Below are 21975 nucleotides of genomic sequence, written 5' to 3'. Positions count from 1 at the left end.
GTAAATGTGCGGCCTGAGCCGCACGATAAATAACGGAAACAGTGAGTTCCGCGTCTCATAATCCGATCAGCCATTAATCATCGGCAGGTTCAGCCCCTGTTCACGGGCACATTCAATCGCAATGTCGTAACCGGCATCTGCATGACGCATTACACCGGTTGCCGGGTCATTACTCAGAACCCGGGCAATACGTTCTGCGGCTTCATCGGTACCATCACAAACAATGACCATTCCGGAGTGCTGGGAGAAGCCCATACCTACCCCGCCACCATGGTGCAAAGAGACCCAGGTTGCACCGCTGGCAGTGTTAAGCAGGGCATTGAGCAACGGCCAGTCCGACACCGCATCGGAGCCATCTTTCAGCGATTCTGTTTCGCGGTTCGGGCTGGCAACGGATCCTGAGTCCAGATGATCGCGGCCGATCACTATAGGTGCTGAAAGTTCACCACTGCGAACCATTTCATTAAATGCCAGGCCGAGGCGGGCACGCTGACCCAGACCAACCCAACAGATACGGGCAGGTAATCCCTGGAAGCTGATACGTTCACGGGCCATATCCAGCCAGCGGTGCAGATGCTCGTCATCAGCAATCAGCTCTTTCACTTTGGCATCGGTACGGTAAATATCTTCCGGAGACCCTGACAGTGCTGCCCAGCGGAAAGGTCCAATCCCACGACAGAACAACGGACGGATGTACGCGGGAACAAAGCCCGGGAAATCGAAGGCATTTTCCACGCCCATTTCCATCGCCATCTGGCGGATATTATTGCCGTAGTCAAAGACCGGAATACCCTGTTTCTGAAAATCCAGCATCGCACGCACATGCTGAGCCATGGAGTTTTTGGCAGCGAGAATGACGGCGGCCGGTTCTGTTTCTGCTTTCGCGCGATAGGTTTCCCAGTCCCAGCCTACCGGCAGATAGCCGTTTAACGGATCATGGGCACTGGTCTGGTCCGTTACCATATCCGGACGTACTCCACGACGTACCAGTTCCGGGAGTATCTCTGCCGCATTGCCATGTAAAGCAATAGAAATCGCCTCACCTTTGGCGGTGTAATTTTTCAGGCGTTCCAGCGCATCATCCAGCGAGCTGGCCTGCTCATCCACATACCCGGTACGCAGACGAAAATCGATACGGGACTGCTGGCACTCAATATTCAGTGAGCAGGCTCCGGCTAAGGTTGCAGCTAATGGCTGAGCTCCCCCCATACCGCCCAGCCCTGCCGTTAACACCCAGCGACCGCGCAAAGATCCCTCATAATGCTGGCGGCCCGCTTCAACAAAAGTCTCGTAAGTTCCCTGTACGATCCCCTGGCTGCCGATGTAGATCCATGAACCAGCAGTCATCTGTCCGTACATCGCCAATCCTTTGGCATCCAGTTCATTAAAGTGCTCCCAGGTGGCCCAGTGTGGGACCAGGTTAGAGTTAGCAATTAACACACGCGGGGCATTGCTGTGAGTTTTAAACACCCCCACCGGTTTACCTGACTGCACCAACAAGGTTTCATCATCTTCAAGCTGTTTAAGTGTCGAGACGATTTTGTCATAGCACTCCCAGTTTCTGGCTGCTCGTCCTATACCACCGTAAACCACCAGCTCTTTCGGGTTTTCTGCCACTTCAGGATCCAGATTGTTCATTAACATCCGTAGTGGAGCTTCTGTCATCCAGCTTTTAGCATTCAGCGTATTACCACGCGGGGAACGAATTTCAACATCACGAAAACGGGTTGTTTGCTTAGTCATGCGCCTTACCTTTTTAAATAGTACCTGCAGTCACTGGCAGGGAGGGAGTGTATACCGAACCTTACTTGTATATACATGATAAGCATATTTGATGCCAGGTTGATAAAAACAGGAAAAACTTATTGTTTTTCATTAGGATAATGACATCCACTGTAATTAAAACCGGATAATAAACAGAAATTAAATCTTAAAAAGCTCAGTTATGGTGCAATCCCCTCTCAAAACGCACCAGTAAAGTGCATATCCGGGCAAAAATTAGCTTTATTTCAGGTCAAAATTTAAAACAGAACCGGATAAATTTTCCTCATAATTATTAGATCATTTCAAATTAAATAAAATTTAACCTTTAAAAACAACATAATAATACCAAACACCTCAGAGCAAAAACGTCAGATGGCATAAAGATTGCTAGTTGTACATACAATGATATACATCAACAACATCTATCCGCTGTCCTGTTACAGCGAGTTATTCACCAACACCATGGAACATCAAGATGATTACCTTCCGGAATGTAACCAAACACTATGGTAACGGGGCAGTTGTCGTCGACGGGCTAAATCTTGAAGCTCAGGGCGGAAAAATTACGGTACTGGTTGGCCCGAGTGGCTGCGGTAAAACCACCTCATTACGTATGATCAACCGCCTGGTTGAACCCTCAACCGGACAGATTCTGCTGAATGGTGAGGCTACCGAACAAATGGATGTTGTCCAGCTACGCCGCCGTATCGGCTATGTCATTCAGAACGCTGGGCTGTTTCCGCATAAAAACATCCTCGACAATATAGCGACCACCGCCATCCTGTGCGGCGTAGCCAAAACCAAAGCCCGGCAACGAGCCGCAGAATTGCTGGAAGTGGTCGGTCTGGATAATTCAATGTCCAAACGCTATCCCTGGCAGCTATCCGGCGGTCAACAGCAGCGAGTGGGTGTTGCCAGAGCCCTGGCTGCAGACCCGGAATTTATGCTGATGGATGAACCCTTTAGCGCCGTGGACCCTGTGGTCCGTGAGCAATTGCAGGATGAGTTTCTAAGGATTCAGCGGGCAGTCAGTAAAACCATAATTATGGTGACCCACGATATCGACGAGGCGATGAAACTCGGGGATCAGGTGGCGGTATTGCGTCCCGGAGGTCGTCTGGCCCAGATAGCGACCCCGGGAGAGTTGCTGAATACGCCACAAAACCCGTTTGTCGCCGACTTTATTGGTCGGGACCGTGGCTACCGTAAACTCAGTTTCCGTGATGCTGGCAGCAACCTGCCGTTGCGTGATGAACCTTCGGTTGAACTGGGAAGTCTCCTGTCACAGGCTCGTCAGGTTGCTATTGAACCCTGGGTTTTAGTCACTCATGAAGGAAAAGCGCTCGGCTGGTTTGATACCCGTCAGCAGGTCACCGCCGCAGACGCGAAATATATCAATCTGGGGGCAACCTTCTGCCACGTTTCGGGCTCACTCCGGCATCTGTTGGATGCCGCGCTCAGTTCCCCGTGCCACCGTGCCGTGCTGGTGAATGATCAGCACCAGCCCCTCGGCAGTATTACGCTGGATGAAGTCCTGAACAGGTGCAAAAGCATCCCGGCGGAGGTGGTATGAGATTCGACTGGCTGTGGAATCAACACGACACCATCCTGCAACTACTGCTGTGGCATAGTTATTTATCCATTGTCCCGGTGATAGTGGGTCTGATACTGGCGATTCCTGTTGGCTGGGGTATCAACCGGTTATCGACATTAAAATCATTTATTATCAATATATTCGGGTTACTTTACACCATCCCGTCGCTGGCCCTGTTTGTCTTATTACCACCGTTGCTTGGTACCAGGATTCTTGATCCTGTCAACGTACTGGTCGCTCTGACCATTTATAGCTTTGCGTTACTGGTCAGAATTGTCAGTGACGGGCTGGATTCGGTATCGCCGGATACCCGACAGGCCGCCTCGGCGATCGGTTTCACACCGGTACAGCAGTTTTTCCATGTCAACCTGCCACTGGCAGTACCGGTCATCGGTGCCGGTATGCGGGTCGCTATTGTTTCTAACGTCAGCATCGTTTCTGTCGCTGCATTAATCGGTACCCCGCAACTGGGCTCACTGTTTACCCAGGGATTCCAGTTGCAGTTCCTCACCCCCATTATTGCCGGCATTGTGCTGAGCATATTACTGGCATTGATTTTGGATCGACTGGTGGTGCTGACCACCCGCCGGCTCAGCCACTGGCAACCCCTGAGAGGATAATCATGATTGACTGGTTTTTTAATCCTGCCCACTGGATCGGGGACGACGGTATTCTGCCACTGCTGGCTCAGCATATTGGCTACAGTGCCGTCTCGCTGATAATCGCGGTGCTCATCGCCTTTCCGGTGGGATGCTATACCGGCCATACCGGTAAAGGTGAAGCCTTACTGATCGGCTCAACCAATGCACTGCGTTCGCTGCCTTCTTTCGGGCTGATTATTCTGCTGGTGATATTACTGTCAGGATCTTTTGAATCAGACATGGCATTTGTCGTGCCTTGTATTCTGGTTCTTGTGGTACTGGCATTGCCTCCGGTGGCGCTGGGTGTTCATGCCGGAATCCGTGCTGTCGAACCCAGTGTCAGAGATGCAGCCATTGGTATTGGTCTAACTCCACGCCAGATACTGCTGCAGGTTGAACTCCCCTGTGCACTGCCACTGATCCTGTCTGGTATTCGCAGCGCCACTCTGCAAATTATCTCTACTGCCACGATTGCAGCCTATGTCTCGTTAGGAGGATTGGGCCGTCTAATTATTGATGGTCGCGCCGCCAATGATTTTAACCAGATGGTGGCCGGGGCGATATTAATTGCCCTGCTGGCTTTGCTTATCGATGTGTTATTTGCTCTGGGAGAAAAATATGTGGTGTCTCCCGGTATTACCCGCCGTTTGAAAACCCAATAAACGCGCATAGTGCGCCAAGGATATCAAGATGAAGATGAAAAACAGTGCCCTGACGCTCCTTTCTGCTCTGCTGCTATCGGCCACCAGCGGTACATGGGCAGCTTCTAAAGTGATCATTGGTTCTGCTGATTTTCCGGAAAGCCAGTTACTCGGAACCATTTACGCCGGAGCGTTAAAAGCCAAAAATATTCCGGTCGACACTAAACTGAATATCGGCAGTCGCGAAGTCTACATTCCTGCGCTGCGGGATGGCTCGATTAATGTTATTCCGGAATACAGCGGTGCACTGCTGAGCTATCTGGATGCCAAAAATAATGCCCACAGCAGTGAAGAAGTGGCGAACGCCCTGGCCGCAAAACTGCCTTCCGGCTTAAAAATGCTCAATATTTCACCAGCAGAAGACCGTGATGTGCTGGCAGTCACTCAGAAAACCGCTGAGAAATATCATCTGAAATCTATCAGTGACTTAAAACCGATTGCCGGACAACTGATTCTCGGCGGACCGGCAGAATGGAAAACACGTCATGAAGGACTTCCCGGCCTGCAGCAAGTTTATCAGCTTAAATTCAAAGATTTTAAAGTGCTGGATGTCGGTGGTCCTCTGACCCTGACCGCCCTGAAAAATAATCAGATTCAGGCGGCTGATATTCTCTCCACCTCACCGGATATTAAAAAGAACCATTTAGTGGTGCTTGAAGATCCTAATCATCTGTTTGCGGCCCAGAATGTGGTACCAATTGTGGCAACCTCTGCCGTTGACAGTACGACTGAAGCCACTCTGAATGAAGTTTCCGCCAAACTGACCACCGACGACCTGATTGATATGAATGAACAGCTGGCAGAGTTCACCAGTATTGATGATATCGCCCACCAGTGGCTGGTAAAACATGGCATGAGCAAATAAAGGCGAATCCGCATGAGTATCTCTTCTGCCACGACGATCACTCTGGGAACCCGGGAGTCATCGATTGATGAAATCGTACAAATCGCTGACGGGGCATCTGTCAGCCTGGCTGCCGATGCCCTGCAAAACATGGATAGGGTTCATCACTATGTCTGTAACGCTATTGATCAGGGACAAGTGATTTACGGGCTGACGACAGGAGTCGGTTCACTGGTAAGTACCCGCCTCACGGCCGATCAAATCGCCGGGTCGCAGATCAATCTGCTACGCAGCCATGCCTGCGGTACCGGAGCTGACCTTTCGATTCGTGAAACACGGGCCATGATGGCCGTCACGCTGAAATCGTTACTGCAAGGCTACAGCGGGGTCAGCTCTTCACTGGCAATCAGGCTGGCCGAAATGCTTAACCGTCAGGTTATCCCCTGGTCACCTTCAGGGGGATCCGTTGGCTATCTGATTGCCACCGCCCACATTGGGCTGTCGGTTTTTGGTGAAGGAAAATGCTGGTATCAGGGGCAGTTACTGCCCTCTGCGCAAGCATTCCAGCAGGCAGGGATGTCTGTCGTTAAGCCAGGCCCCCGTGAAGGACATGCGCTGATTGGCGGTACCTACGAAATCACCGCACTCGGTTGTCTGGTGATAGCCGATTTCCGGCGATTATTGCCGGTAGCCGATATGGCGGGCGGGATCTGTCTGGAAGCCCTGTGTGGTAACACCCGGGGCTATGATGCCAGGCTTCACCAATTACGCCCGCACCCGGGCCAGCAGGAAACCGCCCGAATTATGCGGTCTTTACTGCGCGACAGTGAGATTCTTGAAACCTGGAAAAATCATCGTGTGCAGGACGCTCTTAGCCTGCGCTGCATACCGCAGATTCACGGTGCTGTTCGCGATCAGCTGGAAAACTGTGCGCAGATACTGACCCGGGAACTGAACAGTGTGACAGATAATCCGTTATTTGTGATTGAAGATCAGCAGTTGATTACCCTGCCTGGCGGTAACGGGCACGGAGCACCGGTCGCTTTGGCTCTCGATGCTCTGGCTATTGCTATCGCCCAGCTTAGCACCGCCTCACAGGCACGTTCAGACAGGATAACCAATACGCAGCTCAGTGGATTACCTGCCTTTCTGGTGCCTCCGGGCAGTGGGATTTCAGGCATGATGATCCCACCCTATGTCGCAGCGGCGCTGGCCGGGGATAATCGCAGTCTGGCAGGTCCCGCCAGCATTCATACCGTTTCTACCTGTGCCGGTCAGGAAGACCATATCAGCATGGGAGTATCTGCCGCGAGGAAAGCATTAAAAGCGGTTGAAAATGCGGAGGATATTATTGGAATCGAGTTACTTTGTGGTTGCCAGGCTCTGGAGTTCCACCGCCCACTTAAAGCATCGGTTGGCAGTGAAGCCACTCTGGCACTGGTCCGGAAACAGGTTCCTTTCCGGCAGCAGGATACGGCAGTTTATCCGGACATGCAGGCTGTCCGTGGTCTAATTCGCGAAGGAACACTGGCCCGGCTACTCACGGATCTGAGCAGCCAGTAACTGATTTTTACTGACTGTGGCTGATTTCAGACAGCGTAACCCTGGCAAAGGATGTGCCGGGGAAATCACTGACCGACAATACCTCTTCACCGTCGGTCAACAGACAGTCATAGCGCTGCAGTAAAAACTGCTCTCCGGCGCAGTGTACCGTCAGGCTGGCGCCGGCATTCAGTAATAATCGGGTTCCACCTTCATAGTGCCATTCGGCCAAATCGCTCCAGTTAACGGTTGCCCGAAAGCTGTCTGCGCGGTAAATCACATTAAAATCCAGCAAAGGCCCGTCAATCACCCGGCAATAAACCTGCGATGCCCCTGAAAAATCTGTGGCACAAAATGGCCGGATAAGCGCCCCGGGTTGACCGTCAATGTCCAGATGCATTCCTCCGCCTTCCAGCACACTGATATTACGCAGATAGCCGTCGAAGCGGGAAAACGGTCCGGACTGGCTGATAGTCGCCACAGAAATTCGCCAGTCATATTCTCCTTGCGTTTCTCCGGACTTGCAGATTTCCCGGGTTTCTCCCTGGCCATTTTTCCATGGCATCACGGTCACATCCTGAAAACGCAGCACGCGGTTCATTTACGCATACTCCCTTCCAGCCGGTAACGTGGCCCCGGATATACCAACCTGACACTGGTCACAATTTTTTTCTCTTTTTGTCCGGTCCAGGTACGACGGTTCACCAGCAGACAAGGAGTAATTTCGTCTATCTCAAGATAAGTGCTCTCGGTACGGCTGACATTAATCGCTTCGATAACATGTTCACCCTCAACAATAGGGGCAATTGAGGAAAGATAGGCATTCGGGGTAATTCGGGTAAAGTCCTGCTGTAAATAGTCAGGAACCACCTGGCTGTTGACCAACCGGTCTTCCAGCATCACCGGAACGCCATTTTCGTAGTGACAGATCAGAGAATGGTATAGGCGGCTTCCTTTTTGCATTTCAAAACTCAGCGCCTGCTGGGCATCAGCCTCAATTTCTGTCAGACGGAAGACTCTGGAATGATGTCGATGTCCCCTGCTGGTAATCTCATCGGCGATATTATTAATTTCCAGCAGAGCCGACTGACCACGGATTTCGGCTACAAAGGTCCCCACCCCCTGCATTCGGACCAGCAGCCCTTCAGAAGTGAGTTCGCGCAATGCCCGGTTGATAGTCATCCGGCTGTAACCAAATAAATTGACCAGTTCACTCTCAGAAGGCACCCGAAAATTGACCGGCCATGTACCGCTATGAATTTTAGTCTTGATCATAGCCTTTACCCGCTCATAGAAAGGAGCAGGAACACCCGGCTGTTCATCCCTCAGGAGAATTTTCCCCTGATCTGACTGTTCCATTTATCAATCCTCAATGTAGTAAGAAACGCAGTTTACTCCATGCCTATTTAGATGTATATATAAGTACATGTATATACAAATTAACCCAGAGGGACAGAAGATGGCTGTCTGGTTTGCAAAAAAAGCATTACTTCCCGAAGGCTGGGCAAAAAACGTCCGGATTACGGTTTCTGATAATGGTGATATCACCTCTGTCACCCCGGATGCTCAGCCGGAAGGAAATCCGCTGGGAGAGGTAGTAGTGCCAGGCATGCCTAACCTGCATTCTCATGCTTTCCAGCGTGCAATGGCGGGACTGACCGAAGTCGCGGCAGACCCTGCCGATAGTTTCTGGAGTTGGCGTGATCTCATGTACCGTCTGGTGGCAAAGATGACTCCTCAACAAACCGAAATTATTGCCCGTTATTTGTATACCGAAATGCTCAAAGCGGGTTATACCTCCGTGGCAGAATTCCATTATCTGCATCACGATCCTCAGGGTAACCGGTATCCACGCCATGAAGAGATGGCTCTGCGTATTTCCGAAGCCGCCCGTCAGGCAGGAATTGGCCTGACACTGCTGCCGGTTCTCTACAGTTACGCCGGATTCGGCGGCCAGACAGCGTCTCCGGGCCAGAAACGTTTTATTCATGATACCGAAAGCTACCTGTCACTCCATGACAAGCTGAGTCAACAGTTAGCCGCGATTCCGATGCAGCGGACCGGCATCTGCTTCCACTCACTTCGGGCAGTCACCCCGCAACAAATCACGGAAGTTCTGGCCGCCACTTCCCACCCTCAGCCGGTTCATATTCATATTGCTGAGCAACAAAAAGAGGTTGATGACTGCCTGAGCTGGAGTGGTCAGCGCCCGGTGGAATGGCTGTATAACCATTTTCAGGTTGATAAGCACTGGTGCCTGATCCACGCAACCCATCTGACGGACCGTGAAACCGATACTATCGCAGATTCACGAGCGGTGGCCGGACTGTGCCTGACAACCGAGGCCAATCTGGGAGACGGCATTTTCCCGGGCCAGAGATACATTGCACGGGGCGGTGTGTGGGGCATTGGTTCGGACAGCCATATCAGTGTCAGTGTCAGCGAAGATTTACGCTGGTTTGAATATGGGCAACGATTACAGCACCAGCGGCGCAACCGGCTGGCCACTCCACAACAGCCCTTCATCGGCAATGTGCTTTACCAGGGGGCGTTGCAGGGCGGATCACAGGCTCTGGGTCAACAAACTGGCCGGATTGAAGTCGGTTATCGTGCTGACTTACTGGTACTGAACCACGAAGATCCTTTTATTGCCACAGCGGAAGACAACATGCTGCTGAACCGTTGGATTTTCGCCTGTGCGACCAATCCGGTCCGGCATGTGATGACCGGAGGACGCTGGGTGATTCAGGATGGTCGTCACCAGGATGACGAATTACTCAGAAATGAATTTATCCGGGTCATGCAACAGCTGGCGGGTTAATTAGCACCTGTCTTTCGCTGCCGGCAGTTATTTTCTGCCGGTGGCAATATCAGCCCATTTTATTCCCGTAATTAAAACTGATTTGAGAGTTGTATTCGCGAGGCAGGCGGCGAGCTTCAAGATAGACTGATTTCCAGTAAGGATTATTCAGTGAGGAACGAACAACGCCCCGGCTGACGGAGGCATGAAGGAAATGTCTGTCGGTATCATAGAAGCCCACATGTAATTCATTTTTAATCCGGAAAAAGACCAGATCCCCGGGTAATAAATTGGCCTGGGCGACAGGTTTACCCATATTGATTAATTCTTTGGTGGTCACTCGTTCCATCGGGATATTAAAACGGTCTTTCAGGGTACGCCAGACAAAGCCGGAACAATCCACGCCGGTCAGTTGTGTTCCGCCCCACTGATATTTGGTGCCCTCCCACGAATGCATCTGGTCATGTAATGCGGCAATGACGGGAATAAGATCCGGCTGCTGACCATTTTGAGTGTCGGCCGCCACAGTCACGGTTTGCCGGGGTTTCGATGAACAACCTGCCAGAGCACAAAACAACAGACAGGCGAAAATTTTAACGGGCGCAGAATTGATCATCGGCAGATTTCTCGGGAATCAACGGGGATAAGAAATTTATAGCGTAAATACCTAAGAAAAATGAATAGCAAATTAACGAATTCTTAATATCTTCGCGTAATTTACATTAATTTACAGTGGAAGTGCCTTTTCCGGCCGGTATGCAGACTAATTCGCCCGCAAATCATTGCCCGGGATGAAATATATACGTTCTGTTATTCGGGTGTATATCACTGCCAGTGAATGTTACAGTGATGGCTGGTGTGACCGTCAGAAATATCCTTTATCTGATTATCCGATCCTGCCCGGAGCTGCCCGGAAATCTCATAAGTTATTATCACCTCTGAAATGAATTATCTGGCTGAGAATAATTAATTATCCTGGCAATTTTTTCCGTCATTGAACACGGTCATCATCTTCTGTGGCTGCCCGTGCCGGTCCGCTTTCCTGTCCTTGCAACGGGTTATGACGCAGTGACGGCAATATTTTCCGTCTCCCGGAATTTTAGTCACCGCTGAAGTTAAATCTGGCTATATTGTAGTAAAAGTTACTGGTTGTCTTTTTGATATCTTTTTTCAATGGGGATTTTTGTGATTCTGATTATCTATGCACATCCTTATCCGGGCTATTCGCACGCGAATCGCTTTATGCTGGAACAGGTCAGAGATCTGCCCTACGTAAAGATTCATTCGCTGTACGATAACTACCCGGATTTCGCGATTGATATTGCCCGCGAACAACAGCTGCTGTCTGAAGCCAGTCTGGTGATTCTGCAACATCCGATGCAGTGGTACAGCATGCCACCACTGCTGAAATTATGGCTGGATAAAGTGCTGACTCATGGCTGGGCTTATGGTCATAACGGCCGGCAGTTAAAGGGAAAATCGCTGATGTGGGCAGTGACTACCGGAGGAAATCTCAACCATTTCAGTCTCGGGGATCACCCGGGGTTCGGGGTACTGACACAACCGATACAAGCCACCGCTCTGTACTGCGGTATGAAATGGCTCCCCCCCTTTACCGTGCACAACGCGTTTATCAGTGATGATAACGATTTGAAACAACAGGCAGTACAGTACCGGAATCGTCTGGAAGCGTGGAAGGAGCAGAATCATGGATAGTCAGAATATGCTGGAGGTCCTGATTTATCTGGGATCCGCGGCATTAATTGTGCCAATAGCCGTACGGCTCGGCCTGGGTTCGGTACTGGGTTATCTGATTGCCGGCTGTATTATCGGCCCCTGGGGGCTGCGGCTGGTCTCTGATGTGGAAAGCATCCTTAACTTCGCTGAAATCGGTGTGGTCCTGATGCTGTTTATTATCGGTCTGGAGATGGACCCGAAACGGCTATGGAGTATCCGCCGCCAGGTGTTCGGCAGTGGCAGCCTGCAGATGGTGATCTGCGGGGGCTTCCTGGCGGTGCTGTGTCATTTGCTGGGGCTGGGCTGGCCGGTGGCTATTCTGGTCGGGCTGACGCTGGCGCTCTCCTCAACCGCTATCGCTATGGCCGCCATGGCAGAACGTAACCTGACTATCTCCCCGGTGGGCCGCTCTGCGTTTTCGGTGTTACTGTTCCAGGACATTGCCGCTATTCCGTTAGTCGCCATGATCCCGTTGCTGGCCGGAGGTGGCGGTTCAATGGATCTGCATTCCGTGCTGATCTCTACTGTCAAAGTGATTGTCACGCTGGTGATCGTCGTGCTGTTGGGCCGTTATGTCACCCGTCCGCTACTGCGCTTTGTCGCCCGTTCGGGGCTGCGGGAAGTGTTCAGTGCCATCGCCCTGTTTTTAGTCTTCGGCTTTGGCATCCTGCTGGAACACGCCGGACTGTCGATGGCGATGGGGGCCTTTCTCGCCGGGGTATTGCTGGCCAGTTCCGAATACCGTCATGCGCTGGAAAGCGATATTCAGCCATTTAAAGGCTTATTACTGGGCCTGTTCTTTATTGGCGTTGGAATGTCGATCGACTTTGGTACCCTGATTCATGATCCTCTGCGTATTATCATCCTGCTGGTCGGTTTTCTGGTATTTAAGATGGTTTCTCTGTGGATTGTGGCAAAAATCACCCGCATTTCACGGTTACAACGGCGCTGGTATGTGGTGTTGCTGGGACAAGGCAGTGAGTTTGCCTTTGTAGTATTCGGTGCCGCTCACAGCGCACAGGTGCTGGACGATAACTGGTCTAAGGCGCTGATCCTGGCAGCCGCCTTATCGATGGCGGTGACTCCATTGCTGCTGGTGCTGGTATCCCGTACAGAGAAAGGGGGTCAGGGTAATGATCTACCGGCTGATACCATAGAAGACGAAAATCCGGCGGTAATTATTGCAGGCTTCGGTCGTTTCGGTCAGATTGCGGGACGTATGCTGCTGGCAGCCAAAATCAATGTCGTGGTTCTGGATCATGACCCGGACCATATCGAAACACTACGCAAACTGGGGATGAGGGTTTACTACGGAGATGCCACCCGTGAGGATCTGCTGGAAGCGGCCGGGGCCGGCAACGCGAAACTACTGATCAATGCGATTGATGATCCGCAGAACAGTCTGGCACTGACCGAAATGGCCAGAGAGAGCTTCCCGAATCTTAAACAACTGGCACGCGCCCGCGATGTGGAACATTTTATCGCACTGCATAAAGCCGGAGTTGAGTTTCCTGAACGTGAAGTTTTCGAAAGCGCCCTGAATATCAGCCGCCGGGCATTAACTGAACTGGGTATAGGACCGTATGAAGCGAAAGAGATGACCGATATTTTCCGGCGTTACAACAGCCAGATGATGCTGCAACTGGCTGAAGGGGAAACCGATTTCGATACCCGCGCCAGTATGCTGAAAGACGGCCACAACCTGGTCAGCTCTCTGATTATCGATGACCAGCAACATCTGAACAATGTACGTTTACATGGCTGGAAAGGCACCGATGAAGGTTTGCATAATGAGAAGAGCAGGCAGAACGAAAACAGTTAACAGCAGACTTTGGTCGGTATTCTCAACCGACTGTTTTTGCGGCGAATAACAACAAGTCCCAGATACAGGAGCCCCTCGGTGGAATCAGCCCGGGGTCGCCCTGCCAGTATAATTGCAGACGGTCAGGAGATTACTCCTTTTATCAGTAGGCCTGAGCATTGCTCAGGCCTGGCATAATCACCAACGCCCCACTGTCCGCCAATTTACTCCAGTGCCAGCAAAGCAAAACTGGCTAACCAATGGCCGCCGCTATAATGACTGTCTACCACATGCCCCACACTGGCCTGAAGATGGCGCTGTATGGCCCCCTTTAACTCAGCCTGTGCGGGATAATTTTCGGGTAAGGCATAAGAGATATGTTTCATACACCAGGCCCGGCTCAGGTTTAACCCGTCAAGATGAGCGATTTTAGGGTCAGTACGATCACTGACCACTGCGGGATTCATCAGTGATGCAACAGCGCCTGGATTCGGTAAGAAATTATCGAACCAGCCAGTAAAGTCAGTCGTCACCTTACTCATTAACAACGCTTCCACCAGCGCCCCTGAAATATATTCATCCCCTGCGGGCTCATAATGTGCCGGGTAGTTAATGTCCGCGAGATAATAACCGTTTGCGGCATTCAGAATCGCCTGCTCAAGCATCTGGTCATGTTGCGAGCGCGCATAATCCAGTCCCAATATCAGAGCGAACGCGGTATTAAAATGAGTCCCCACCCGAATCGGGTAGGTTAATTTACTCAAATAATCCATCAGTCTCTCTCTGATATCCCGGGTCAATGGCTCCAGGCACCGGGACCACCCGGCAGCCTGAGGTAAAGACGAGTTGTTAAGTTCCTGCGCCAGCGCCAGTAACCATCCGTATCCGTAGGGTCGTTCAAACGACGCACGGGAAGGTGCATTAAAATAGGCCAGTTCCCAGGCAATATTATCCGGTGTAAAGTGTTCATCAAACAGTGTGATGATATCCTTCCGGCAGCTAAGCTGCGGGTAGAGACAGAGAACGCGAAGCAATAACCAGTAACCATGAACCGCAGAGTGCCAGTCATAACAGCCATAGAAAACCGGATGCAATTCCCGGGGAGACAAAACATCAGCATCCCCATTAAGTAAATGCATAATGTGGTTTGGATATTGCTGGCGCAGATACTGCAATGGCATCCGTGCAAAGGCTTCCGCCTGTTGTTGAGTTAACTTCATACCCACTCCTTAATCTGTTGCCGCATTATCGAAACACGAGAAAATACATGAGGAAAACGTTAACCACCAGCAGGGTGATTGCCGTTGGGATCTGGATTTTGATCACCTGATATTTATCTTTCAGCTCCAGCAATGCGGCGGGAACGATATTGTAATTCGCCGCCATCGGCGTCATTAATGTTCCGCAATAACCTGCATACATCCCAATGGTCAGCAGCGGCGCCGGATTAGCATGTTGGATAGTAATCAGGAAAGGTAGCGCTATCCCCGCGCCCAATACCGGGAAAGCGGCAAAGGCATTACCCATAATCATGGTGAAGAGGGCCATACCAACACAATAAATCACCACCAGCATAAAGCGGTTATCCGGGTTCACAAACAGGCTCACTATCTTTTGTACCGAATGTCCCGTATTGGCGGCCACAAATACCCCACCCAGCATCGCCAGCATCTGCGGCAGAATTACTGCCCAACCAATGGTATCAATCAGGCGCCGCGATTGTCGGACAGCTTCAAGCGGCGTGCCACGGGTCAGCCACCAGCCGGTTAAAATAGCGACCAGACAAGCCACACATAAGGCAGCCAGTGTGAGTTGTTGCTGGTCAATCAGATATACCCCTCCGATTGATACGCCCTTCAGAAACAAGGTACCGAGCACCGTCACCACAGGAATAAGAACGGCCGGTAAAAAAAGCCAGTTTTTCAGCCGCTCTGAAGAGGCAATACGTTCAGCCTCACCAGAGGTTTTATAATGCCCTTTGCCCACCAGGCCAAAGCCGGCCAGCAAAGCGATGACAATAACCGCCCCACCAATGATGCGATACGCCAGTGAACGGCCTAATTCCTGTATCATCAGATCGCCGAACAGAAAAATACCGCCGAACAGGAACCAAAACAGTGCAGTGGTAAAGCGTTTAGGGTTACCCCGATCGCGTAATGTCATCACCACCAGTAACATCACGATAAAACCAATCAGGTAATACACACGGTTCATGGTAATCAAAGTGGTCATTCGGTGCCCTCCCCATGAGTCTGTGCGGCTTTCCAGGCCATGACTTCCCGGTGAATACTGGCATCAAGTCGCAATAAACGCGCCATGTGGATAACCAAGGCTGCGATAGCTGTCGGAATCGCCCAAAGACCGATATGCAGCGGTTCGACACCGGTTATGCCGTTTTCCCTCAGGAAGGCATCAATCAGTAACACCGCGCCAAAAGCGATAAAGATATCTTCACCAAAAAAGACCGCGATATTGTCACAGGCGGCGGCATGGGCTTTGATTTTGTCACGGATAGTCTGAGGAAGTTCACCGTACTTATTCAGCGCAGCGCCTTCGGCCATAGGGGCCAGCAAAGGCCTGACCGTTTGTGCATGGCCGCCGATTGACATTAAACCGAGCGCCGCCGTACCTTCTCTGGCGACAAAGTAGATCATCAGAATACGCGCCGATGTCGCACTGGCCATCTGGGCAACCCAGGCCTGAACGCGCTCTCTCAGGCCGTAATGTTCCAGAAGCCCAATCACCGGAAGGATCAAAATAAATACCGCCAGCGAGCGACTGCTGACGAATTTTTCGCCGAAGGTTTCCAGCAACGTGCCGAAATCCATCCCGGTAAGCAAACCGGTCGCCAGTCCGGCCACCACCACGACCAACAGCGGATTAAAGCGCAAGGCAAAACCAATAACCACTATCGGTATTCCGACCAGTGGCAACAACTCCGTACCATTCATAAAACTCTCCCTGTAAAAGAGACTGTTGCAGCCGGTGGGTGGTGCAAACACCCCGGCAAGAATTTAGCGATGTTCATTTTTATCTGGTTGTTAACTTGAGGTATTTTTTAAAATGGAAGACTAAATCCGAAGGAAAACACCTTCGGCCATAGTATGAAAAAATATATGTTATTACCATGGTTTATAACCAAATCAGTCTGTCTGGAACGCACAGGCTGATAAAAGCCAGCCAGGCATCAATCTTCTATGCAATCCCCTTGCCAGTAGTGGGAAACGAAATGAATTAGCGCAAATGAGCTCTTCGCTATACGAGGGGGAACTCCCGATACCCTGCCGGCTGACAGAGACCGGTGGCCGCATCAGTGCAAAGCGGCCTTAACCGGTTGGAACAATCTGTTAGCGAGGAGGTACCGGATAATTTAAGGCGTTATTGGACCATCGTGAATGATTCAGGAAAAGAGATAACCACGGTAATATTTCTTAGCCAGCAACCAGATAATGATCAATGATGGCCCGTGTGCTGCCTGATAATCTTCTCTGAGAACATGGGGTAATAGCGTATTCTGAATTGCTACCTTCTGCTACACGGTCAGCCAGCGGGAAACAAGGTCAGGACGGTTAAATTCGTGGTAGCATATTCCGTAGCTCTGCCAAACGGATCTCAGGCAGATGTCATTATTAGCAAGGAGCACGTATCGATACAGTTGAACAGCTTAACGGATATTATTTTAAAGGAATGTGGAACCTTTCACCTGGAGAGCTTGCTTTCTGGATTCTGGTGGATGAAGCCGAAAAGCGCTTTGACGGCATAGATATTTTTGCCTTTGCTATGATAGTCGGAAGTTTCAATATAATTCACGTGCCCGGAAAACCCCATACTGCGACAAAAGGAACAAGTCTCTTATCTTTAGGGTTACGCAGGATGATTTCGTATCGATTAGATAGTCGCTAGCGTTCGCCTACCTGGAAAACATTAATTAATGGTCATTGGGCCAGAACGGCGAGTTTAGGAGGTCTTATTGGAAGATGGTTACCATGGGTCGGGGTTGCAATCACATTATTTGACATAACCATCATTTCACACAGAACAATCTCGCACTATAACCTTATGGTTAAACCTGAGGACCGGATATGACAACTGTCGATGATGCTGTGCTTAACTTTGTCAGAGATGAATTACGCTGCGAAGCGCTTGATATTGATTCATCGCTCAGTACCGGTAAATATCTGACTGTTGCTGAAGATGTCTATGAACTGGTCGATAAATATGTTGAGGCTTTTGGCGTTGATTGTCATTCGATGGACTGGCGTCGTTATTTCCCAAGACTCATATTGCCGTTTCTCCCTAATCCTATACTGCCCGCCGTTTTACGCTCAGACAGACATCAACCACAGCCTTTTACCATCAGAATGCTCGCTGAGTCTGCAAAAGCGGGACGCTGGCTTTATGACTAAGCATTGGATATTGTCACCGCTTACCCAGCCCCATGAGACAGATATGGATACTGATACTTCTAAACCATGTGAACTCGACACCGTCATTATTATTAATTTTGGTCAGGACTGTGATCTGATTGATGAGGATTGTGATTTCTCTACTCTGTTGTATGATTACCTGAAAACTGCAACCCCCTTCAGTCTCCGGCAGCTTCTGGCTAACCTGAATGAAATTGAAAATCAGGATGATGGCTATGAGGTAATTCTCGCTCGTTATAACGGCGAGTTTACACCTTGCCGATGGGATATGACCCCTTCAGAATGGGTGAGTACAGTCAGAGCACTCACTGTTGAATATCTGATTTCAAACGGACATTCTGCTAATCTTTCGGAATTTTAAAACCTTCAGATTTCTGATAGCAGGATATACATGCCTGTTACTAATAACTAAAAGGCTTACCTGTCCAACCAATGACCGGCCTCAGCCGCCTCAATCAACGTTTTTACTGTCAATGGTTCAGCCTGATGATGATCTGTTTTCAGATACTCAGGCAAAATCTTATTTGGCAGAAACCAGATACCTTCATTTGGGAAATATTTACGGAAATTAAATCCGGATGAATCAATATTCAATGATTCAAAGAATTCTTCAAGAAAATCTAAAGCTTCTTCGGGTAATACAGGCTCCTTACCGGTACTCAGAGAAGCATCTTCCTGCATTTCCCAAAAATATTTTTTTATAAGCTGTTTTACTACTTCTGCCTGTTTCATCACGGAGTTCTCCTTTACTCACGATAAGCTGATTGTGGCTTGTCACGTTTCCTGTGACAACTGCGAAATCCCTCGCAGCGATTAATGCCCCAGGCCACGGGCCCGACAGCTGCGATAAGCCCCCGGACAGGTGGTACAGGTCCAAATGGCCCGCAACCTATGTTCCCGCGTCACTGTCCGGTGCTTTGATCCGCATCTTTGACGTTTTAAAGAGCGGATTACCAGTGACAACAACCGGGTTGCCTGAGAGTGGCCACCAGCAAGTTCCCTCTGATCGCCAGCCTGGCTGGGGATTTTCTGGATACAAAAACACCCCATTGTAGCCGGGGGCGCTTATGCTCATGCCAGAAAAATCAGAATGTTATTCCGGCCAGGCAATCATTTCATCCAGCCGCTTAAGGATGTCCGGGAAATAGCTTTCATTAATGCCGAATTCACCTTTTACCAGGACGCTGTCGGCATGAGATTCCGGGCGTAGTACATATTCAATCATCACAATCTCATCACCCTCCACTTTCCTTAGCAACATATTCAACTGATTGAGATCGCTACTAAAATTGAACGATTCAATCTCCCGCTGGACCTTTACCGATTCATAACATGCAGCAAAATGTTCACGCAGAACTTTTAGCTCACCAACAGTAAATTCGGTTTGAAACTGTACCTTCACCCCGCTTACTGAAAACTCCACTAAAGACTTAACCCGGTCCCAAAGATGATTCACCGGATCGGCCTCGTCATCCACGACACGCTTAAAGGGAAAGACCGCGAGAACGAATTCTTCATTTCTGATATCAAACATGCGAACTTTCCTCCCGGTTAATCAAAATATTTAAAATGGGTAATTGTCCAGTCTGACTCCCGTACCACAACCTCAAGAGTGTACTTCTTATACCCGGTAAGGTTTCTCTTACGATTCAGTTTATACATCTCTGTTTCGTAACGGAACATTCCTTCCCCTTTATGGGGATCAGCCATACGTCTGCCGTAGCGGATGGCTTTTTCCTGAAGATGTAATGGGACATAGCGTCCCGGTTCGTACATATGCCGGGCGGCTGTTTCAGTCATTTTGAGGTTACGGGCAGATAACCCGGTTTATTACTGTCTGCTCATCACCGGTTGCGTTTAACCGTAAAAGGAACCGGCTGCCCTTTAGCTACCGGTCATTACAGCCCATAGGTGTCCTCAGGCTTCCTCAGGAACCGTGTTCTGTAAATGATGCAGGTGCGTCAGGGGGCTGCCATTCTGAGCCAAATGGTCACGACTATATGCGCAAGGCTATCATTACCCTTGCTGCCTCTCTGCAATGCTGCCCACAGACTTGCTTACTGACGGAGAAACCAGATTAAGGTTTATCGTTCTTTGCGGAATCCGGCAGACCCGCGGTCAGTTAATTACTGAAAAGTTAATGTCTCTCCGGACTGACTCAGGCAATTATTGAAGTGGGTCGCATCAACAAAACGCTTTACCTGCATAATTATAAGGGTATGAGAGCCAATGGAACAAAAACGTACACTAAGAGCGTAACCTGAGGATTGCAATCGTTATAAAAACAAATAAAGTTTTTTTCCATATTGTCCCTGAATCAATCTTTTCCCCCAACGTCGTCAGATCTTTCTTCAGCTTCATCATAGGCGCGTCGTGATGCTTCGATATCCTGCCAGGTGTTACGAATCCAACGAGTAAAACCCGCCAGCGGCTCCAGCATGGATAGCCCCCGTTCGGTCAGGTCGTATTCAACGCGAGGGGGTAGTTCAGGATAATAGTGTCGTGACACCAGACCATCCCGTTCAAGGTTGCACAAAGTTAACGTCAACATCCGCTGCGATATGTCCGGGATGCCCCGTCGAATCACCCCGAAACGCATTGGTGTATCGGGATAGAGGGATAAGAACGAAATGACCAGAATGGAATCCTCTGGTATCCGAAAAATCAAAGACCCGGGAGATGAGAACCGGCGTCTCAAACAGATTTTCGCTGATCTGAGTCCTGAGAACCGTGCACTGAAAGACGTTATCGGAAAAAATCTTTAAAAACACTGATAAAGCATAATCTCGTCCATTATCTGATTTCGTAGTTTACAATGAGCACAGGTAAGGCTTACAGAACATTATCACCGATGAGGACAAGGCCACGCTTACCGCCTGGATGAAGTACATACAGGCGGTGCAGGCCACCGACGTGTCAAACGCACCGGATATCAGTTGGCCGGTAAAACCTGCCTGAAGGCAGAGCCAGAAACATATTAGCCTGCTGCCTGTACAAATGTTAAGCTAAAATCTGTCAAATATCTGCAGAAAGGAATCCGTTGATATGGATACAACTGAGGAACTCAAAGGGACATATTATTTTAATAGGCTGCCTAATCTGACGCCGCAGGAATTGCTGTTCTGGTTGCTGGTTGACGAGACGCAGAAACAGCCGGGCGTGCAGGATATTGTGGCCGTTGCGGGACTCATCCCGGGCAACAATAATATCGACGTACCGGGCAAGCCCAATACGACACCCCCCGGCACTTCCGTTGCTTCGCTCTTTTTCCGCAATCACCTGTCCTACAAATTCCGGCGCCGCATTCTGCCAACCCTGACCGCCAAATCCTTCAGCCTTCGCAGGCTGAAAATTTTCTGGGTGAATAATCTGGGTGCGTTTGTGGGCAGGGCCGTGCCCGTTGTCGGATGGGTTATTCTGGCAAAAGATGTCGCACAAATCAGTTTTCGCACCGTCCATCGCTATAACCTGATTGTGCGCCCGGAGGATAAAATCTGGTGAATAATATGACAGTAGCCCCTGATGCGGTGCGCGACTTCATTCTGCGTGAGCTGCCGCTGGTGACGACCCTCCAGTTTAAGAAAATTGAAGTCGGCGACGATGACATTCTTCAGGAGCAGTATGAGGCAGATGATATCGCAGAGATGGCGGAGAAGTTTTTCCATGACTTCAACGTAGAGCCAGAAGGCTTCAGTACTGCCGCTTATTTCCCCTGGAAAACTCCTTCGCTGTTCTCACGCGCGCCCGTGAAGCAGGATAAAAAGCCTCTGACCATAAGAATGTTTACAGAGTCAGCCCGTGCGGGACGCTGGCTTTTCTGAATGCTCACAACGGGTAATACAATTTGCCCGTTGTGTCAGCTGCCACACAATGCCAACAGCATGATTTTCCCTTCCCTGAGACCTGACCATAGCGGAACCCCTTCACTGGAGAACCGCCACATGGCACAGGATGATCACCACGGCGTGCGTATTGAGGAAATCAACAAGGGTACCCGAACCATCACTACCGTCAGCACCGGCGACAACGCCGACGCGGCTACATTCACGTTTAACCGCCCGGTGCTGTTAACTGACGGACTCACCGCAAGCGGCAAGTCCGGGGGTAATCCCCCCGAAAAATCG

The 21975-nt window shown here is 50.2% G+C and carries 23 protein-coding genes and 4 pseudogenes; 16 read left to right on the top strand and 11 right to left on the bottom strand.

Translation table 11 applies throughout. From position 1 onward, the window contains the following. Positions 1-66: 66 nt before the first annotated feature. The gene (hutU, locus tag B3Z23_RS10435) at positions 67-1743 is read right to left on the bottom strand and encodes a urocanate hydratase (RefSeq protein WP_294907917.1); all 1677 of its coding nucleotides are present in this window, start codon (positions 1741-1743) and stop codon (positions 67-69) included. Between the two features lie 496 nt (positions 1744-2239). On the opposite strand from hutU, the gene B3Z23_RS10430 reads away from it, so the two are divergent. The 5 genes from B3Z23_RS10430 to B3Z23_RS10410 are packed head-to-tail and all read left to right on the top strand — an operon-like array spanning position 2240 to position 7107. Then, positions 2240-3337 (top strand): ABC transporter ATP-binding protein, encoded by a 1098-nt coding sequence (locus B3Z23_RS10430; protein WP_294907914.1) that lies wholly within the window; start codon positions 2240-2242, stop codon positions 3335-3337. After that, positions 3334-3978: an ABC transporter permease gene (locus B3Z23_RS10425; protein ID WP_038017538.1), complete on the top strand. Its 645-nt coding sequence runs from the start codon at positions 3334-3336 to the stop codon at positions 3976-3978. Before B3Z23_RS10430 ends, B3Z23_RS10425 begins: the two co-directional genes overlap by 4 nt. Positions 3979-3980: 2 nt before the next feature. Next, a complete protein-coding gene (locus B3Z23_RS10420) occupies positions 3981-4661 on the top strand; it encodes an ABC transporter permease (protein WP_294907910.1) in 681 nt (226 codons plus the stop codon). A gap of 28 nt (positions 4662-4689) precedes the next feature. Further along, on the top strand, positions 4690-5565 hold the full coding sequence (locus B3Z23_RS10415; RefSeq protein WP_294907909.1) for an ABC transporter substrate-binding protein: 876 nt from the start codon (positions 4690-4692) through the stop codon (positions 5563-5565). Between the two features lie 12 nt (positions 5566-5577). Continuing rightward, entirely contained in the window at positions 5578-7107 is a 1530-nt protein-coding gene (locus B3Z23_RS10410; protein WP_294907907.1) for an HAL/PAL/TAL family ammonia-lyase, read from the top strand. A gap of 7 nt (positions 7108-7114) precedes the next feature. Here the strand turns inward: B3Z23_RS10410 and B3Z23_RS10405 are convergent, their stop codons facing one another. Together B3Z23_RS10405 and hutC are read right to left on the bottom strand one after the other, a co-directional pair. Further along, complete coding sequence (locus B3Z23_RS10405; RefSeq protein ID WP_294907905.1) at positions 7115-7687, bottom strand: HutD family protein; 573 nt, start codon at positions 7685-7687, stop codon at positions 7115-7117. Next, the gene (gene hutC, locus B3Z23_RS10400; RefSeq protein WP_294907903.1) at positions 7684-8445 is read right to left on the bottom strand and encodes a histidine utilization repressor; all 762 of its coding nucleotides are present in this window, start codon (positions 8443-8445) and stop codon (positions 7684-7686) included. Before hutC ends, B3Z23_RS10405 begins: the two co-directional genes overlap by 4 nt. A 100-nt stretch (positions 8446-8545) precedes the next feature. On the opposite strand from hutC, the gene B3Z23_RS10395 reads away from it, so the two are divergent. Continuing rightward, positions 8546-9907, top strand: a complete 1362-nt coding sequence (locus B3Z23_RS10395) for a formimidoylglutamate deiminase (RefSeq protein WP_294907901.1) — start codon at positions 8546-8548, stop codon at positions 9905-9907. A 49-nt stretch (positions 9908-9956) separates the two neighbouring features. On the opposite strand, the gene B3Z23_RS10390 is transcribed toward B3Z23_RS10395, so the two are convergent. Further along, the gene (locus tag B3Z23_RS10390) at positions 9957-10502 is read right to left on the bottom strand and encodes a C40 family peptidase (protein WP_294907899.1); all 546 of its coding nucleotides are present in this window, start codon (positions 10500-10502) and stop codon (positions 9957-9959) included. 569 nt (positions 10503-11071) lie between these two features. Here B3Z23_RS10390 and kefF point away from each other — a divergent pair. Together kefF and kefC are read left to right on the top strand one after the other, a co-directional pair. After that, a complete protein-coding gene (gene kefF / locus B3Z23_RS10385; RefSeq protein ID WP_294907897.1) occupies positions 11072-11602 on the top strand; it encodes a glutathione-regulated potassium-efflux system oxidoreductase KefF in 531 nt (176 codons plus the stop codon). Next, a complete protein-coding gene (gene kefC, locus B3Z23_RS10380; protein ID WP_294907895.1) occupies positions 11595-13445 on the top strand; it encodes a glutathione-regulated potassium-efflux system protein KefC in 1851 nt (616 codons plus the stop codon). Before kefF ends, kefC begins: the two co-directional genes overlap by 8 nt. A gap of 203 nt (positions 13446-13648) precedes the next feature. Here the strand turns inward: kefC and B3Z23_RS10375 are convergent, their stop codons facing one another. The 3 genes from B3Z23_RS10375 to B3Z23_RS10365 are packed head-to-tail and all read right to left on the bottom strand — an operon-like array spanning position 13649 to position 16375. After that, entirely contained in the window at positions 13649-14644 is a 996-nt protein-coding gene (locus tag B3Z23_RS10375; protein ID WP_294907892.1) for a DUF2891 domain-containing protein, read from the bottom strand. A 25-nt stretch (positions 14645-14669) separates the two neighbouring features. Beyond that, the gene (locus tag B3Z23_RS10370) at positions 14670-15656 is read right to left on the bottom strand and encodes a DUF979 domain-containing protein (protein ID WP_294907889.1); all 987 of its coding nucleotides are present in this window, start codon (positions 15654-15656) and stop codon (positions 14670-14672) included. Beyond that, positions 15653-16375 carry a DUF969 domain-containing protein gene (locus tag B3Z23_RS10365; protein WP_294907886.1) on the bottom strand — a complete coding sequence of 241 codons (723 nt, stop codon included), beginning with the start codon at positions 16373-16375 and terminating at the stop codon, positions 15653-15655. The genes B3Z23_RS10370 and B3Z23_RS10365 overlap by 4 nt, the downstream gene beginning before the upstream one ends. Before the next feature lie 694 nt (positions 16376-17069). Here B3Z23_RS10365 and B3Z23_RS18695 point away from each other — a divergent pair. From B3Z23_RS18695 to B3Z23_RS10355, 3 genes and pseudogenes are all read left to right on the top strand, one after another. Then, positions 17070-17510: pseudogene (locus B3Z23_RS18695) on the top strand (STM2901 family protein). Next, on the top strand, positions 17507-17830 hold the full coding sequence (locus B3Z23_RS10360) for a DUF1493 family protein (RefSeq protein WP_294907883.1): 324 nt from the start codon (positions 17507-17509) through the stop codon (positions 17828-17830). The pseudogene B3Z23_RS18695 and the gene B3Z23_RS10360 overlap by 4 nt, the downstream one beginning before the upstream one ends. Positions 17831-17873: 43 nt before the next feature. Then, the gene (locus tag B3Z23_RS10355; RefSeq protein ID WP_294907880.1) at positions 17874-18212 is read left to right on the top strand and encodes a contact-dependent growth inhibition system immunity protein; all 339 of its coding nucleotides are present in this window, start codon (positions 17874-17876) and stop codon (positions 18210-18212) included. Positions 18213-18268: 56 nt separating this feature from the next. Here the strand turns inward: B3Z23_RS10355 and B3Z23_RS10350 are convergent, their stop codons facing one another. The 4 genes from B3Z23_RS10350 to B3Z23_RS10335 form a co-directional block, all read right to left on the bottom strand. Further along, positions 18269-18583 carry a DUF1493 family protein gene (locus B3Z23_RS10350; RefSeq protein ID WP_294909421.1) on the bottom strand — a complete coding sequence of 105 codons (315 nt, stop codon included), beginning with the start codon at positions 18581-18583 and terminating at the stop codon, positions 18269-18271. Positions 18584-18944: 361 nt separating this feature from the next. Further along, the gene (locus tag B3Z23_RS10345; RefSeq protein ID WP_294907877.1) at positions 18945-19385 is read right to left on the bottom strand and encodes a WapI family immunity protein; all 441 of its coding nucleotides are present in this window, start codon (positions 19383-19385) and stop codon (positions 18945-18947) included. 17 nt (positions 19386-19402) lie between these two features. After that, complete coding sequence (locus tag B3Z23_RS10340) at positions 19403-19651, bottom strand: hypothetical protein (RefSeq protein WP_294907874.1); 249 nt, start codon at positions 19649-19651, stop codon at positions 19403-19405. 517 nt (positions 19652-20168) lie between these two features. Next, a complete protein-coding gene (locus B3Z23_RS10335) occupies positions 20169-20450 on the bottom strand; it encodes a winged helix-turn-helix transcriptional regulator (protein ID WP_294907872.1) in 282 nt (93 codons plus the stop codon). A gap of 40 nt (positions 20451-20490) precedes the next feature. On the opposite strand from B3Z23_RS10335, the pseudogene B3Z23_RS10330 reads away from it, so the two are divergent. The 5 genes and pseudogenes from B3Z23_RS10330 to B3Z23_RS10310 form a co-directional block, all read left to right on the top strand. Beyond that, positions 20491-20657: pseudogene (locus B3Z23_RS10330) on the top strand (IS3 family transposase); the annotation flags it as partial. Between the two features lie 35 nt (positions 20658-20692). After that, positions 20693-20809, top strand: a pseudogene (locus B3Z23_RS10325) (tail fiber assembly protein); the annotation flags it as partial. Positions 20810-20896: 87 nt separating this feature from the next. Next, positions 20897-21352, top strand: coding sequence for an STM2901 family protein (locus B3Z23_RS10320; RefSeq protein WP_294907869.1), 456 nt, complete (start codon positions 20897-20899; stop codon positions 21350-21352). After that, the gene (locus tag B3Z23_RS10315) at positions 21349-21672 is read left to right on the top strand and encodes a DUF1493 family protein (RefSeq protein ID WP_294907866.1); all 324 of its coding nucleotides are present in this window, start codon (positions 21349-21351) and stop codon (positions 21670-21672) included. The genes B3Z23_RS10320 and B3Z23_RS10315 overlap by 4 nt, the downstream gene beginning before the upstream one ends. Positions 21673-21732: 60 nt before the next feature. After that, positions 21733-21975 (top strand): annotated as a pseudogene (locus tag B3Z23_RS10310) (hypothetical protein); the annotation flags it as partial.

Source organism: Tatumella sp. UBA2305 (assembly GCF_002345795.1).
GTDB classification, from domain to species: domain Bacteria; phylum Pseudomonadota; class Gammaproteobacteria; order Enterobacterales; family Enterobacteriaceae; genus Tatumella; species Tatumella morbirosei.
This window is presented reverse-complemented; position numbering and strand designations above follow the sequence as displayed.